Source organism: Halapricum desulfuricans (assembly GCF_017094525.1).
In the GTDB taxonomy this organism is placed as follows: domain Archaea; phylum Halobacteriota; class Halobacteria; order Halobacteriales; family Haloarculaceae; genus Halapricum; species Halapricum desulfuricans.
In genome coordinates, this window is record NZ_CP064788.1 from 260,431 (window position 1) to 274,574 (window position 14,144).

Consider the following 14,144-nt stretch of genomic DNA (forward strand, 5'->3'; position numbering starts at 1 on the left):
TGATCCGGAGATACGAAGGGGCGACCTATAGGCGTACGGGTCGGGGATGTGGGAACGTGTAGCGCGGAAACGACAATGTTTTTCCGCCGAGGTTGATTGCAGTACAGTATGTCCGACGACCTCAAGAAGGGGCTCGAAGGCGTCCTCGTCGCCGAGTCGGAACTCAGTTACATCGACGGCGACGAGGGGCGGCTCGTCTATCGCGGTTACGAGATCGGGGATCTGGCAGAGCGGGCCAGTTTCGAGGAAGCGCTCTACCTGCTCTGGCACGGAGAGTTGCCGACGGCGTCGGAGCTTTCGACGTTCGAGGAAGGACTGGCCGCGAGCAGGACGATCGACGAGGACGTCCTCGAGACGGTGCGGCGGCTGGCCGAGGCCGACGCGAACCCGATGGCGGCGCTTCGAACGGCGACGTCGATGCTGTCGGCTTACGACGAGGAGGACGGCGAGCCCGGAACGCGAGAAGAGGACCTGGCGAAAGGCCGGCGGATCACCGCCAAGATGCCGACGATCGTGGCGGCGTTCAAGCGGATGCGAGACGGCGACGACCCGGTCGCGCCCCGGGAAGACCTCGATCACGCCGCGAACTTCCTGTATATGCTCAACGGCGAGGTCCCCGACGACAAACTCGCCGAGATCTTCGATATGGCGCTGGTCATCCACGCTGATCACGGGATCAACGCCTCGACGTTCGCCGCGATGGTCACCGCCTCGACGATGTCGGACATCTACAGCGCGGTCACGAGCGCGATCGGGACGCTGAAAGGCGGGCTCCACGGCGGCGCGAACCAGAACGTCATGGCGATGCTCAAGGAGATCGACGAGAGCGAACTGAGCGTCGTCGAGTGGACGCGCAACGCGCTGGAGGACGGCAAGCGGATCCCCGGATTCGGACACCGGGTCTACGACGTAAAGGACCCGCGCGCGGCGATTCTGGGCGACCAGTCGCGGGCGCTGGGCAACGCCTCGGGAGAACTCAAGTGGTTCTCCTACAGCCAGGTCATCGAGGAGTTCATGGATAAAGAGACAGGCATCGCTCCCAACGTCGATTTCTACTCGGCCTCGACGTACTACCAGATGGGGATCCCGATCGATCTGTTCACGCCGATCTTCGCGCTGAGCCGGGTCGGCGGCTGGATCGCTCACGTGCTGGAGTATCAGGCGGACAACCGACTCATCCGCCCGCGGTCGCGATACGTCGGCCCGACCGATCAGGCGTTCGTTCCGATCGACCAGCGGGAGTGACTGCGTGGTCGGGCCGTTCGTGGCGTTCTGACCGGCGACAGGGACATCCGAGCAAGGTTCGGAAATCGCCGGTGACGAGAGATTTTTCCGCGGTGACTCCCTTTCGAGGAGTAATGCCGCCGGAGGGGCCAGCACCGCCAGCCGATCGTGAGTCGCCAGTCGGACAGCCGGTCATCAGAGGCGATCCGGCGCTCACCGGACAGCAACCGGGCGAAGCCGTACAGTTCGATCCCGCCGATCCGGACAGTGTCGCCGAAGCGGCCGAGACAGTCGCGGCGTTCGCCGACAACACGGCCGGGGACGCGGACAACGTCTACATGTTGCGGGGTGCGGCCGCCTGTGCGGCGCTGGTCCGCGGCGAGGGGTCCTACAAAGCCGCGGCCGAGCGTGCCGGTGACGAAGCGACGGTCGCGTTCATCCGCAAGTGGTCGCGGGTCCACGATCTCCCGGAGGCGATCCGCCGCCACGTCGCTCGCGGCGATATCGCGCCCACGGCGGCCAAGCACATCGCCCGGGTGTCCGGCACGGCGCGCTACTTGCTCGCCTGGGCCGCCCTGGATCACGATCTGACCGTCCGGGAGATTCGGTCGATCGCCAGCCGGATCAACGACGGCGAGGAGGTCTCGCAGGCGCTCGCCGCCGAGACGGGCGCGCGACTCGGACAACTGACGATCGATCTACCGATCGACGCGTATCTGTGTCTCCGCCGGCAGGCGTCGCTGTCGAACGCCGAGCCGGGGGCGTTTCTGGCCGAAGATATCGAGCCCGACGACCAATCGTAAGGTCTTAAGCGATCACTGCCCGACCTGTAGGTGAGGGCCGGTAGCTCAGTTAGGCAGAGCGTCTGGCTTTTAACCAGACGGTCATGGGTTCAATTCCCATCCGGCCCGTAGCATTCTGCTGCGGGCAATCCGCGAGCAGCGAATGCGCTACGATGAGAATTGAATCAGGGAGTGGGAGGTGAGCGAGTAGCACGAGCGAACGGGAACGACCGTGGTTCAATTCCCATCCGGCCCGCTATTGCGACGAACGGACGTGAGGAGCTATGCGGCTAAGGAATTGAGCCCTGGAAGTCACAGCCCGCACAGCGAAGCGAGCAGGAATGTCTTCCTCTGGTTCAATTCCCATCCGGCCCGCTGTACCGATATCTCGCCTGTGCGCCACAGCTACAGGTAACGACGACGTGACCTTCTCGCGTCCGGACGCGAGCGTTACGGCCGGGCAAGAGGTAGGCGTCGCAGGCGTCGCAGGTGAATCGGTCGAAGTCCGCCGGCAGCGACAGGCGGTTGCGCTCGGCGATCCGGCGGGCGCGGCGGACGTATTCGCGAGCTCGATCCTGCTCGTCGCCACGGGCGGCCTGTTTGGCCCGCTCGTGGAGGATATCGATCCGCTCGCGGGCGATCTGCTGGTCGCTGGCCATCCATTCGATCGTAGGTCGATCCCGCGGTTAGATGTGTCGTTGTCGTCGGCCGAGTCGGCAACGTTTATTGAGTCTGCCGGAGAGAATCCGGTGTGCGCGTCCTGAACTACCTCGAGTTGGAGGACCGACTCGACCGCAGCGGGATCAGCACCTCCGTCGCCCACCAGCGGGCCGCCCTCTCGCGTGCCGACGCCGACGTGAGCTACGTCACCACGCCATGGTACGACGGCGACGTGGTGCTGGCCGGGCTCAACCGGCTCGTCGACGGCCAGGGGATGACCGAGTTCGACGTGGCCCACTGCAACCTGATCGGTCCGGGCAGTGCCTTCGTCGCCCGCCAGGCAAAGAAGAAGGACATCCCCCTCGTGTTACACGCCCACGTGACCGCCGAGGACTTCGCCGAGAGCTTTCGCGGGTCGACGTATCTGGCCGGGCCGCTTCGGCGGTACCTGCGCTGGTTTTACTCGCAGGCCGACCTGGTGCTCTGTCCCAGCGAGTACACCCGTCGAACCCTCGAGGAGTATCCGATCGATGCGCCGATCCGCTCGATCACCAACGGGATCGACATCGACTCGATGGCCGGTCACGAGCAGTTCCGCGAGGAGTACCGCGACAGATACGACCTTGATGGGATGGTCGTGTTCGCAGTGGGGAGCGTCTTCGAACGCAAGGGCCTGACGACGTTCTGTGAAGTCGCCTGGAACACCGACTATGATTTCGCCTGGTTCGGCGAGTACGACAGCGGCCTGCTGGCTTCCCGGACGGTTCGCAAGTGGACGAAGAACCCGCCCGAGAACGTCACCTTCACCGGCTGGATCGAGGACAAGCGCGGCGCCTTCGCCGCCGGCGACGTGTTCTTCTTCCCGTCGAAGGTCGAGAACCAGGGACTGGTCGTACTCGAAGCGATGGCCGCCGGCAAGGCGGTCGTCCTCCGGGACATTCCGGTCTTCCGGGAATACTACGAGGACGGTCACGATTGCCTGCTGTGCTCGACTCGCGAGGAGTTCGAGAACGCGCTCGACCGGCTCGAGGAAGACCCCGACCTCCGGGCGCGCCTCGGCGAGAACGCCAAAGAGACGGCCAGAGAGCACAGCCTCGATCGCGTCGCCGAGGAGTTGACCGACGCCTATCGAGAAGTCACAACACATTAATCGTCGGTCGTGCAATCGACGGACGAATGGGCACACCGAGCGTCGCCGCGTTCACCGACACGTACTTGCCGACGGTGAACGGCGTCACCTACACCGTCAAGTCCTGGCGCGAGGCCTGGGAGTCGCGGGGGCACACGATGGACCTGGTCTACCCGAAGGCCAGCGAGCACGACCCTGGGGACGGTGAATATCCCGTTCGGAGCGTTCGGTTCCCCTTCTACGAGGGGTACCGACTCGGCGCGCCACAGGTGCCCGACGCGGTGACCGACGCCGATGTCGTCCACACGCACACCCCCTTTGGCGTCGGACTGAGCGGCCTTCGACTCGCCCGCTCGAACGACCTGCCGCTGGTCGCGTCTTATCACACGCCGACCAGCGAGTACGCCGAGTACATCGCGTTCAACGGGGCGATCGAGCGGACGGTCAGACGCTGGGCCCGCACGTACGAGCGATGGTTTTTCGGCCGTGCCGATCTGGTCATCGCACCGAGCGAGCGAACGCGTGACCACATCCGCGAAGCGGTCGGCATCGACACCGAGGTCGCCGTGGTCCCCAACGGCGTCGATATCGACCGATTCAGGCCCGTCGATACCGACGACTTCCGCGACCGCTACGACATCGGTGACGGCCCGGTCGTCGGCTACACCGGCCGCCACGGCTACGAGAAGTGCCTCTCCGACGTTCTCGCCGCGACCGGGGGGATGGACGTGACGGTCCTGTTCGGCGGCGACGGGCCCGCCCGTGAGGACCTCGAGGCCCGCGCCGAACGGCACGACGTCGACGCGCGGTTCCTGGGCTTTCTCGATCGCGAGGAACTGCCCGCCTTCTACTCGACGCTCGACATCTTCGCGTTCCCCAGCCCCGTCGAGACGCAGGGACTCGTCGCGCTCGAGGCCAACGCCTGCGGGACGCCCGTCGTCGGCGTCGACACCGGCGCGCTCTCGGACACCATTGTCGACGGCGAGACCGGCTATCGATATCCGCAGGGCGACATCGAGTCGTTCCGGGACCTGCTCGAACGCGCGCTACAGGAGCGTGATAGACTCAGCCAGACGTGTCTCGACCGGCGTGAGCAGCTCAGCGTCGAGCACTCCGTCGATCGCCTCGAAGACCTCTACGAGTCGGTCCTGGCCGACTCGAAGACGACCCTCCTCAGGTGAACTCCTCGAGACTCGCCTGCCCGTCGCGATCGGTGTCGCTATGTGTTCCCGGCGTCGGCTCGAAAACGACCCGCGCCGCCGAATCGCCGGGTCCGACAGCGCCTCGCTGGCTCGATCCGCCAGCGCGGCGTATCGGCCGGTCACGCCCCGGTTGTAGTAGATTTCGCAGCCCCGATCGAGTAGGGAAGCGATCACTTCCCGGGATCGCCGTGCAGCAAGGCGAGGTCGCCGCCCCGGTCGCGATACTGGCGGCGGAGATCGCGCAGCGACTCGTGGACGAACCGGAGTCGGGCGTCACAGGCCAGCCCGTCGCTCCCGTAGAACTGCGGATCGAAGACGAACACCGGTGCCGGGGTGCCGTCTTCGGCGGCCGCCGCGAGCGCGGGGTTGTCGACGCTGCGCAGGTCCGCCCGATGCCAGACGACGATGTCGCTCACTCACGTCTATTCGGACTGATAGTGGTTGCTGTAACGATTTACCGGTGTGGCCGTACGACTGCGTGCGGTTAACCCGGAACGGAATTACAGCAACCACTATGAATCGACAAATGCGGCGGGGTCGCTCAAGCGCTACGCCAGCGCGCTGCCGGCCCGGATGATCTCCCGCTCGCCGAAGGCCGGCCCGATCAACTGCAACCCGACCGGCAGGCCGTCGCTCGTCTCGCCGGCCGGAACGGAGATCGCGGGGAGGTTCGCGAGGTTGACCGGTGTCGTGTTGGCGTCGGCCAGGTACATCGTCAGGGGATCGTCCAGGCTCTCGCCGCGCTCCATCGGCGGAACCGGCATCGTCGGCGAGGCGAGCACGTCCGCCTCTGAGAGGGCCGAATCGAAGTCCTGCTTGACCCACGCGCGGGCGTCCTGGGCCTGCTTGTAGTACTTGTCGTGGTACCCCGCCGAGAGCGCGTAGGTCCCCAGCAGGATCCGGCGCTTGACTTCCTCGCCGAAGCCCTCCTCGCGGACCGCCGCGAACTCCTCGTTCCAGTTGCCCTCGTACTCGGGCGTCGGACCGTAGCGCACGCCGTCGAACCGGGCCAGGTTCGAGGAGGCCTCGCTCATCGCGATCACGTAGTAGGCCTCGACGGCGTGGGAAAGCGACTCCATTGCGACCTCGTGGTAGCTCGCACCCCGCGCTTCCAGTTCGTCGATGGCGTCCCAGAAGGTCTCGACGACTCGCTCGTCGGCCCCCTCAAGCAGTTCGGTTGGGATCCCGATCTCCAGGCCATCGACGTCACCGTCCGCGGCGTCGGCGAAGGCGTACTCGCGCACGCCGTCGGGGCTCCGCTCGCCGACCTCCTCGTGGGCGTCCCGGGTCGTCGAGTCGCGGTCGTCCAGTCCGGCGATCACCTCCAGCAGTTCGGCGGCCTCCTCGACGGAGGGGGCGATCGGGCCGATCTGCTCTAGGGAGTTGGCGTAGGCGATCAGCCCGTATCGGGAGACCAGCCCGTAGGTTGGCTTGATCCCGACCGTGCCGGTGAACGCGGCCGGACAGCGCACCGAGCCGCCGGTGTCGGTCCCCAGCGCGAGGTCGGCCTCGCCGGCGGCCACGGCGGCCGCCGAGCCACCCGAAGAGCCGCCGGGAACCCGCCCCTCTGCCGCGGGATTGTCGGTCGGGCCGAACGCCGATGTCTCGGTCGTCGTCCCCATCCCGAATTCGTCCATGTTGGTCTTGCCGGGGATCGTCGCGCCCGCCTCGAGCAGGCGCTCGACGACCGCCGCGTCGTAGGGCGGGACGTACTCCTCGAGCATCGCGGACCCGCAGGTCGTCCGCACGCCTTCCGTCGAGATGTTGTCCTTGACCGCGACGGTCTTTCCGGCGAGCGGTCCGTCTTCCTCGCCTTCGATCGTCTCCCGGGTGATAAAGGCGTTGTAACTCATCTCACGACACCTTCGGTCCCTTGAAAAAGCCCTCCTCGTCCTCGGCGTTCTGGAGCGCCTGCTCCTGATCGAGTGACTCCTTGCGTTCGTCGGGTCGCATCACGTTGACGAGATCGGCCTCGCGCTCGACCTCGGGCACCTCCTCGAGCGTCTCGAAGGCGTCGAGAATCTCGCCGAACTGTTCGGCGAAGCGCTCGAGTTCCGCCTCGTCGAGGTCGACCCGGGCGAGGTCGGCGACGTGGCGAACCTCCGCGGGATCGACGGCAGAATCGCTCATATTCCACCGGACGGCTGGCCCGGCGGTAAGGATTTCGATGCCGCCCCGCTCTCGCTGTCGTAGCCAGTCTCCGCAAAAACGTGCCGGAATCGACGCGCTCGTCGCGAAACGCGAACGCAGCGTACACGATCGATGAGGTGTTTTTTCGATCGTGGAAACAGATTTTTCGGCTAGCCAAAGATTTAAGACGCTTGCACCACAACAGGATATCGAAGTCAGGTAGTTCTGTGGGCGTTTGCCCGCGACGTATACATCCCAACCAATGACAGACACGACCATCAGACGCCACGAGCAAACGAGTCAGCGAGAGACGACCGATGAAACGGCCGAAGAGGACCTGGTCTGTCCCGAGTGTGGCGGGACGCTCGCGCGCGATTCCGAACGCGGCGAGACCGTCTGCCAGGAGTGCGGGCTCGTCGTCGAGGAGGATGAGATCGACCCCGGGCCGGAGTGGCGGGCGTTCGACGCCAAGGAGAAAGACGAGAAGTCCCGCGTGGGCGCGCCGACGACGAACATGATGCACGACAAGGGGCTGTCGACGAACATCGGCTGGCAGGACAAGGACGCCTACGGCAACTCGCTGTCCTCGCGCCAGCGCGAGAAGATGCAACGGCTTCGAACCTGGAACGAGCGGTTCCGGACCCGTGATTCCCGAGAGCGCAACCTCAAGCAGGCGCTGGGCGAGATCGACCGCATGGCCTCGGCGCTTGGCCTGCCCGAGAACGTCCGCGAGACTGCCAGCGTCATCTACCGACGCGCGCTACAGGAGGATCTGTTGCCCGGCCGTTCGATCGAAGGCGTCTCGACGGCCGCGCTGTACGCCGCCGCCCGGCAGGCCGGCACGCCGCGCAGCCTCGACGAGATCGACGCCGTTTCTCGTGTTGACAAGGACGAGATCGCGCGCACGTACCGGTACGTCGTCCGCGAACTCGGACTCGAGGTCAAGCCCGCCGACCCCGAGAGTTACGTCCCTCGATTTGCTTCCGATCTCGATCTCTCCGAGGAAGTCGAACGACGCGCTCGCCAGCTGCTCAGCACGGCCAAGTCCAAGGGCGTCCACTCCGGTAAATCGCCAGTCGGACTGGCCGCCGCCGCGGTCTATGCCGCCTCGCTGCTCTCGAACGAGAAAGTCACCCAGAACGAGGTCTCCGAAGTGGCCAACATCTCCGAGGTCACGATTCGCAATCGCTATCACGAACTCCTCGAAGCCGAAGACGACATCCCGACCTAGCGAACCATACGCTCTTGCTCCGCGAGTCCCGAGTCGCCCGCATGGAAACGACGCGCCATTTCGTCGCGACCGTCTACGTCGTCAACGACGGTGCCGTCGCGCTACATAATCACGACAAGCTCGGCATGTGGCTTCCGCCCGGCGGTCACGTCGATCGCGACGAACTCCCGCACGAAGCTGCCGGACGAGAGGTACGGGAGGAGCTGGGCCGCGATGTCAAGTTGCTCGCGCCGCGTGAGGGGATCTCCTCGCCGACGGTCGAATCGATCCCCCAGCCACAGCACTTCCTGCTCGAAGACATCAACACCTGTGACGGGGCTGTCGGACACCAGCATATCGATTTCGTCTTCTACGGTCGGGTCGACGACCGACGGATCGATCCGGAACCCGGCGAGGCGGGTCGGGAGGCCTGGGAGTGGTTCGACGCGGCCCAGCTCCGGGCTGAACCCGATCGTCTCGAACCCGACGTGATCGAGATCGGGCTGCAAGCGATCGAGGCCGTCAGCGCTACTCGATGACCAGCAACCGGCCGAATATCGCGACGCTCGCGAGGAAGAGGCCACCGAAGATCACGTAGAGGAGGCTTTTCACCGCCAGCGGCAGCGGCAACAGGAAGGTACCGACTGCCAGCCCGAGCGCGACGACCCCTGCTGCCGCCCCGGCGAGTACGATCCGCGGGACCATCTGGTGAGGACTGCTCGGCCCTGTCCTATCAATGTATTCCTCAGCGATCGCTTCTATCAGGCCGAGTCAGCGAGTAGCGCGTCGATGTCGTCCCACGAGAGGCGCGTGCGAGCCCCGAGCGACTGGACGGCCACCGCACCGCAGGCGTTGGCGACCGCGAGTGCGTCCGCCGCCGAGCGGTGCCGGCGAGTCGCCAGGAACCCGCCAGCGAAGGCGTCGCCAGCACCGGCCGTATCGACGACGTCGGCGTCGAAACCGGAGTGTGTCTCGACACCGCCGTCGCGGAGCTGTGCCCCTCTTTCGCCCCGCTTGACCACGACGGTCTGTCCGGGCCGGCTCTCGCGTCCGATCGACTCGAATTCCCGTTCGGTGACGAACAGCAGGTCGGTCCGTTCGAGCACCGGCTCGTACTCCTGATCGGCGACCCGTCGGCCCGGATCGAAGCTGACGGACACGCCGCGTTCGGCGGCCCGGCGAGCGAGTTCGAGCGCAGTGTCGGGCCGTTGGCTCGTCAGGTGGAGGTGTTCGACGTCGCCGAGCGTTTCGCTCGCTCCCGAGTCGATATCGAACCGTTCGTTCGCGCCCTTGTTGCCGAGCATGAGTACCTCGCCCGCCTGATCGACGATCAGGTACTTCGTCGTCGTCTCGGCTGTGACGGCTTCGAGCAGTCCCGTCTCGACGCCGAGGTCCGTCAACTCCCGCCGGATCTCCTGTCCGCGCTCGTCCCGGCCGACGCTCCCGAGCAGCGCCGTATCGACCTGCAGCTGTGCGAGGACGGCCGCTGCGTTCGCCGCGCTGCCGCCGCCCGACTGGCGTCGGCCGGTGATCCGTGCCTCGTCGTCCGGCTGTGGCAGTCGATCGACCTGCAGGGTGACGTCCCAGTTGGCGTGCCCGGCACAGAGGATGTCGGTCACTGTTCGTCACCTCCGAACTCCGTGCTCGGCCTCGATTCGATCCAGGGGTCGGCGACCGCCTCGCCGAACAGTTCGCGCATCAGCGCCACGATGCTCTCGGGCGGGAACTGCCCGCGTTCGGTGACGATCGCGTCCACGTACCTCGGGGGCGTCACGTCGAATGCCGGGTTCTCGACGCTGATGTCCCCGATCGCCTCCCGGTCTGGACGGTCGATCACCTCTGATTCGTCCCGGGTTTCGATCTCGACGAGATTGCCGGTCATCGTGTCCGGGTCGAGCTTGATCGTCTGGGCCGCGACGACGATCGGCGTCCCCCGGTCGCGGGCGTTGACCGCCAGTCCGGACGTGCCGATCTTGTTGATGACGCTGCCGTCGGCGGCGATGGCGTCGGCTCCGACGAGAACGTGATCGACGTCGTTGAGATACCGGCGGGCCGCTGAATCGACGATGAGAGTCACGTCCACGCCGAGCTCGACCAGCCGCTCGGCGGTCAGTCGCCCCTGATTTCGCGGGCGCGTCTCCTTGACGATCGCTGACACCTCTTTGCCCTGCTCGCGTGCGGTTTCGACGCAGGCTAGCACGTCCGTCGAGTGGCAGTGGGTCATGATACGGTCACCGTCGCGCAGGCGGTTGGCCCCCACGCGCCCGAGGTCCGCCTGTGCGTGATCGAGGCGCGTCCGGAACTCTTCGGCCCCAGCGACGGTGTTTCGGCGGAGCGTCTCGACGCTGTCCCCGTTCATTCGCTGGAGCACGTACCGGAGCGCGTTCGGCAACGAGACGGCCGTCGGCCGCGTCTCCAGCAACCGCCGGGCCGCGGCTCGCAACTCCGCGCGGAACGCGTCGGGCGTCTCCGCGTCGCTGTGCTTGGCCTGCTGTCGGAGCGCGTCGGCGGCCGCGTCGGCGATCGCCGCGGCTCCGCGGGTCTCCATCGCCGCGATGTCCGCCGCGATCCGCTTGACGCTTGCGTCGAGATCATGGGCCCCCATACCATGGGATTACGTCCACGGCAGCCAAAAGATGATGGGGCCGTTGCCGGGGTTCGAATTCTATATAGCGAGAAATGGTTTATTTTCCGCCGAACGCGCGAAGCGACTCGAAGTCGTCGTCCCGGATCGCCCGGCTGATCCCTTCGATGTCCGTTTGTTCGGGCATCTGACCGGGATATTTTCGGCGGAAGTAGCCTACGATGTTGTCGATGTCGCGTTCGAGGAGTTCGTCGCTGTTCTCGTGGTCGGTGGGCACAGCCTGGGGCCAGTCGAAGATCGTGATCCCGTCGCTAGCGACGAAGACGTTGTACTCGCTGATGTCGGCGTGGACGTATCCCTCCTGGTAGGCCGTCTGGATCTCCCGGAGAACCATCTCCAGAAGCGACCGGGCCTGCTCGGGGTCCAGCCGCGCCTTCGAGAGTTCGACACCGTCCATCCGCTCCATGACGACCGCGTGGCGGTTGTGATCGATCGGCTGCGGGACACTGACGTCGGGATATAGCGTTTCGAGCGCGTCGTACTCCCGCTCGGCCGCCTTGCGCGCGGTGTACTGCCAAGAGACGTGTTCGCGGTCGGCGGTGTACTCCCGTTCGCGCATCACTTCCCGGAAGTTGGTGTACCCCTCGCGGTGGAACTTCAGCGCCAGCGGCCGGTAGGATCGTGCTTCGTAGACGTCGCTTTCCTTGCCGACCCCGAGTGGCGAACCGACGCCGTCGATCGTCTCTCGCTGTGCGAACGTGTGCAACGCCAGCGCGTCGTATCCCTCGAAGGTGAGCGTGTATCCCTCGTACTGGATCGTCTTGCGTTCGATCAGTTCGCGGTCCATGCAGCGGTCGAGTCGATACTCGACGTCTTCGGCCGTCAGCCGCGAGAACTCCGGGATCTTCTCGCGCTGGACCCACTCCGAGAACCGCATCCCCTGCTCGATTCCCGAGAGGAGATGGAAGTCCTCGGGTTCGAGTTCCGCCATCACCGGCGCGACGTTCTGGACCATATGCCTGCTGTACTCGCTTGAGCGCCAAAAGGCCGACGTGTAGTGTGTTAAAGCGTATAACGATATATCAAATACTTCCCTGTGCATGCCAGAAGTTCGGGGGATATTTCGACAGGACAATACGTATTTCCTCGATCGATTCGAACCCGCTTAGATCGATTCGATCACCGCTTCTCGAAAGCGCGGCGACGAGTCCTCGCTGGCGTCGATACCAGCCGTCACACACGAATACATAGTCGAATCGAGACGCTCCGCTGCAGCGGTCGCGGTATCGGCCTTCTCGATCTGATCCTCCTGACGGTTTGACGATGATGCGATGAACGGCCGAACGTCGCATCACTCGAGACACGATACCGTTCGCATCGTCTGGTTCGGATCCTCCGGCGACACTCGTCGCTACTCACTGCTGTTCGCAGGGAAATGGGCCCTGCCGGATTTGAACCAGCGCTCAATCGGTTATGAGCCGATCGCTTTAACCAGACTAAGCTAAGGGCCCTCATCTCGACGTTTTCGGTGCGTCGACTAAACTGTACCGTCTCGTTCACAACAGAAAGACACCGTCCCGAGAACTGTGAACAGTTCTCGTGGGCCGACAAATCGCTCCACGATTTGACGCCGCCGCCAGGACTCGAACCTGGGACAACCACGTTAACAGCGTGGTGCTCTACCAGCTGAGCTACGGCGGCCCGTGATCGCATCTTCAGGTAGTCGGAGTCATTTGATAGGGCTTTCGCTTCGCTCGCACACCGACACGCTTTCACGTACTTGTCGGCATCCTTCAGGTATGGGCGACGAGTTCGACGCCGTCGTTGCGACGGTCCGCGAACGGGCCGATCCCGACCGCGAGGAGCGAGCGCAGTTGCACGAGGCCGTCGAAACGCTGACCGCACGTATCGAAGCCGCTATCGAGGCGTTGCCGGTCGAGGCCGACGTCGTGCAGGTCGGTTCGACCGCCCGCGGGACCTGGATCTCCGGGGACCGTGACGTCGATCTGTTCGTACGCTTTCCGCCGGGTCTGCCCCGCGAACAACTCGAAGACTACGGACTCCGGATCGGCCACGAGGTCCTCCCCGACGGCCGCGAGGAGTACGCCGAACATCCCTACGTCGTCGGCGAGTTCGACGGTTTCGACGTCGATCTGGTCCCCTGCTACGCCGTGGAAGACGCAACGGCCATTCAGTCGGCAGTCGATCGAACGCCGTTTCACACCGAGTATCTGAACGAGCGCCTCGACGATAATCTCGCGGCTGACGTCCGGGTCTGCAAGCAGTTCCTCACGGCGATCGGCGTCTACGGCAGTGATCTCCGGACGCGCGGCTTCTCGGGCTATCTGACCGAACTGCTCGTGCTCGAGTACGGCGGCTTTCGCCCGTTCGTCGAGGCCGCGACGGACTGGCATCCTCCGGTGGCCTTTGATCCAGAAGCGCACGGGCGGCGCGAGACGGCGCAACCGTCCCGGAACGAGGACGTCACTGCTTCCGACCTCCCGTTCGACGATCCGCTGATCGTGATCGACCCGACCGATCCCGAGCGCAACGTGGCCGCGGTCTGTAGCGAGGAGAGCGTCGCCCGACTCCAGCATTACGCCCGGGAGCTGGTCACCGACCCCCGGGTCGAACTGTTCGAATCCTCCGAGCCGGCACCGCTCGACGCCGACGAGGTCCGGGACGCGTTCGATCGCCGGGGGACGACGCCGGTCGCGATCGGCTTCGAGACGCCCGATCTCGTCGAGGACGATCTGTACCCCCAGCTGGAGAAATCCAGAGCCGGCGTCGTCGGGCTGCTCGAGCGCCACGAGTTCGACGTCCTCCGCTCGACGGCGGTCTCCGACGACGATCGAACGGCCGTCCTCGCGGAGCTGGGAGTGACCGAGCGTCCGGCCGTCCAGCGCCACGAGGGACCACCGGTCCACGTCCGCGAGCACGCCGCGAACTTCTTCGAACGGTACGACGGTGCGGCCGCCGCCGGGCCGTTCGTCGACGGCGATCGCTACGTCGTCGAGCGCGAACGGGAGTTCAGGACCGCCGCGGCGCTGCTGGACTCGGACGCGATCTTCGAGGTCGGGCACGGCGCTGCCGTCGAGCGACAGCTCGGAGCGTCCTACCGGGTCTACCAGGGTCGGGAAGTCGGGACGCTGGCCGAACGGTTCGGCGTCGAGCTGGCGGCGTATCTCGAACCGACACCCTGACACGGTCCGCAGCGCGAAGC

The 14,144-nt window shown here is 65.4% G+C and carries 15 protein-coding genes and 3 tRNA genes; 8 read left to right on the forward strand and 10 right to left on the reverse strand.

Going from position 1 to position 14,144, the window contains the following annotated elements:
- Positions 1–108: 108 nt before the first annotated feature.
- From citZ to HSR122_RS01310, 3 genes are all read left to right on the forward strand, one after another.
- Positions 109–1,245 carry a citrate synthase gene (gene citZ, locus HSR122_RS01300; protein ID WP_229110883.1) on the forward strand — a complete coding sequence of 379 codons (1,137 nt, stop codon included), beginning with the start codon at positions 109–111 and terminating at the stop codon, positions 1,243–1,245.
- Between the two features lie 113 nt (positions 1,246–1,358).
- A complete protein-coding gene (locus tag HSR122_RS01305; RefSeq protein ID WP_229110885.1) occupies positions 1,359–2,027 on the forward strand; it encodes a DUF7119 family protein in 669 nt (222 codons plus the stop codon).
- A 34-nt stretch (positions 2,028–2,061) separates the two neighbouring features.
- Positions 2,062–2,135 (forward strand) — tRNA-Lys (locus HSR122_RS01310).
- 227 nt (positions 2,136–2,362) lie between these two features.
- On the opposite strand, the gene HSR122_RS01315 is transcribed toward HSR122_RS01310, so the two are convergent.
- The gene (locus HSR122_RS01315; protein ID WP_229110886.1) at positions 2,363–2,665 is read right to left on the reverse strand and encodes a ribonuclease P protein component 4; all 303 of its coding nucleotides are present in this window, start codon (positions 2,663–2,665) and stop codon (positions 2,363–2,365) included.
- 92 nt (positions 2,666–2,757) lie between these two features.
- Between HSR122_RS01315 and HSR122_RS01320 the strand changes: the two genes are divergently transcribed.
- A complete protein-coding gene (locus HSR122_RS01320) occupies positions 2,758–3,816 on the forward strand; it encodes a glycosyltransferase family 4 protein (RefSeq protein ID WP_229110887.1) in 1,059 nt (352 codons plus the stop codon).
- A gap of 26 nt (positions 3,817–3,842) precedes the next feature.
- Positions 3,843–4,976: a glycosyltransferase family 4 protein gene (locus HSR122_RS01325; protein ID WP_229110888.1), complete on the forward strand. Its 1,134-nt coding sequence runs from the start codon at positions 3,843–3,845 to the stop codon at positions 4,974–4,976.
- 191 nt (positions 4,977–5,167) lie between these two features.
- Here the strand turns inward: HSR122_RS01325 and HSR122_RS01330 are convergent, their stop codons facing one another.
- The 3 genes from HSR122_RS01330 to gatC form a co-directional block, all read right to left on the reverse strand.
- Positions 5,168–5,413, reverse strand: coding sequence for a deoxyribodipyrimidine photo-lyase (locus HSR122_RS01330; RefSeq protein ID WP_229110889.1), 246 nt, complete (start codon positions 5,411–5,413; stop codon positions 5,168–5,170).
- 132 nt (positions 5,414–5,545) lie between these two features.
- Positions 5,546–6,850: an Asp-tRNA(Asn)/Glu-tRNA(Gln) amidotransferase subunit GatA gene (gene gatA, locus HSR122_RS01335; RefSeq protein WP_229110890.1), complete on the reverse strand. Its 1,305-nt coding sequence runs from the start codon at positions 6,848–6,850 to the stop codon at positions 5,546–5,548.
- A 1-nt stretch (position 6,851) separates the two neighbouring features.
- Positions 6,852–7,127: an Asp-tRNA(Asn)/Glu-tRNA(Gln) amidotransferase subunit GatC gene (gene gatC / locus HSR122_RS01340; RefSeq protein ID WP_229110891.1), complete on the reverse strand. Its 276-nt coding sequence runs from the start codon at positions 7,125–7,127 to the stop codon at positions 6,852–6,854.
- A gap of 262 nt (positions 7,128–7,389) precedes the next feature.
- On the opposite strand from gatC, the gene HSR122_RS01345 reads away from it, so the two are divergent.
- On the forward strand, positions 7,390–8,358 hold the full coding sequence (locus tag HSR122_RS01345) for a transcription initiation factor IIB (protein WP_229110892.1): 969 nt from the start codon (positions 7,390–7,392) through the stop codon (positions 8,356–8,358).
- A gap of 41 nt (positions 8,359–8,399) precedes the next feature.
- A complete protein-coding gene (locus tag HSR122_RS01350; RefSeq protein ID WP_229110893.1) occupies positions 8,400–8,876 on the forward strand; it encodes an NUDIX hydrolase in 477 nt (158 codons plus the stop codon).
- Here the strand turns inward: HSR122_RS01350 and HSR122_RS01355 are convergent.
- The 6 genes from HSR122_RS01355 to HSR122_RS01380 all read right to left on the reverse strand — a co-directional run bounded on the left by HSR122_RS01355 (position 8,866) and on the right by HSR122_RS01380 (position 12,622).
- A complete protein-coding gene (locus HSR122_RS01355) occupies positions 8,866–9,042 on the reverse strand; it encodes a hypothetical protein (RefSeq protein WP_229110895.1) in 177 nt (58 codons plus the stop codon). The two genes, HSR122_RS01350 and HSR122_RS01355, sit on opposite strands and share 11 nt — an antisense overlap.
- Before the next feature lie 56 nt (positions 9,043–9,098).
- On the reverse strand, positions 9,099–9,956 hold the full coding sequence (locus HSR122_RS01360) for a carbohydrate kinase family protein (protein WP_229110897.1): 858 nt from the start codon (positions 9,954–9,956) through the stop codon (positions 9,099–9,101).
- Entirely contained in the window at positions 9,953–10,942 is a 990-nt protein-coding gene (locus HSR122_RS01365; RefSeq protein WP_229110898.1) for a ribose 1,5-bisphosphate isomerase, read from the reverse strand. Before HSR122_RS01365 ends, HSR122_RS01360 begins: the two co-directional genes overlap by 4 nt.
- Positions 10,943–11,021: 79 nt before the next feature.
- Positions 11,022–11,936: a serine/threonine-protein kinase RIO2 gene (locus HSR122_RS01370; RefSeq protein WP_229110899.1), complete on the reverse strand. Its 915-nt coding sequence runs from the start codon at positions 11,934–11,936 to the stop codon at positions 11,022–11,024.
- 421 nt (positions 11,937–12,357) lie between these two features.
- A tRNA-Ile gene (locus HSR122_RS01375) sits at positions 12,358–12,432 on the reverse strand.
- 117 nt (positions 12,433–12,549) lie between these two features.
- Positions 12,550–12,622 (reverse strand) — tRNA-Asn (locus tag HSR122_RS01380).
- Positions 12,623–12,720: 98 nt separating this feature from the next.
- Between HSR122_RS01380 and cca the strand changes: the two genes are divergently transcribed.
- Entirely contained in the window at positions 12,721–14,124 is a 1,404-nt protein-coding gene (gene cca, locus HSR122_RS01385; protein WP_229110900.1) for a CCA tRNA nucleotidyltransferase, read from the forward strand.
- Positions 14,125–14,144 lie beyond the last annotated feature (20 nt).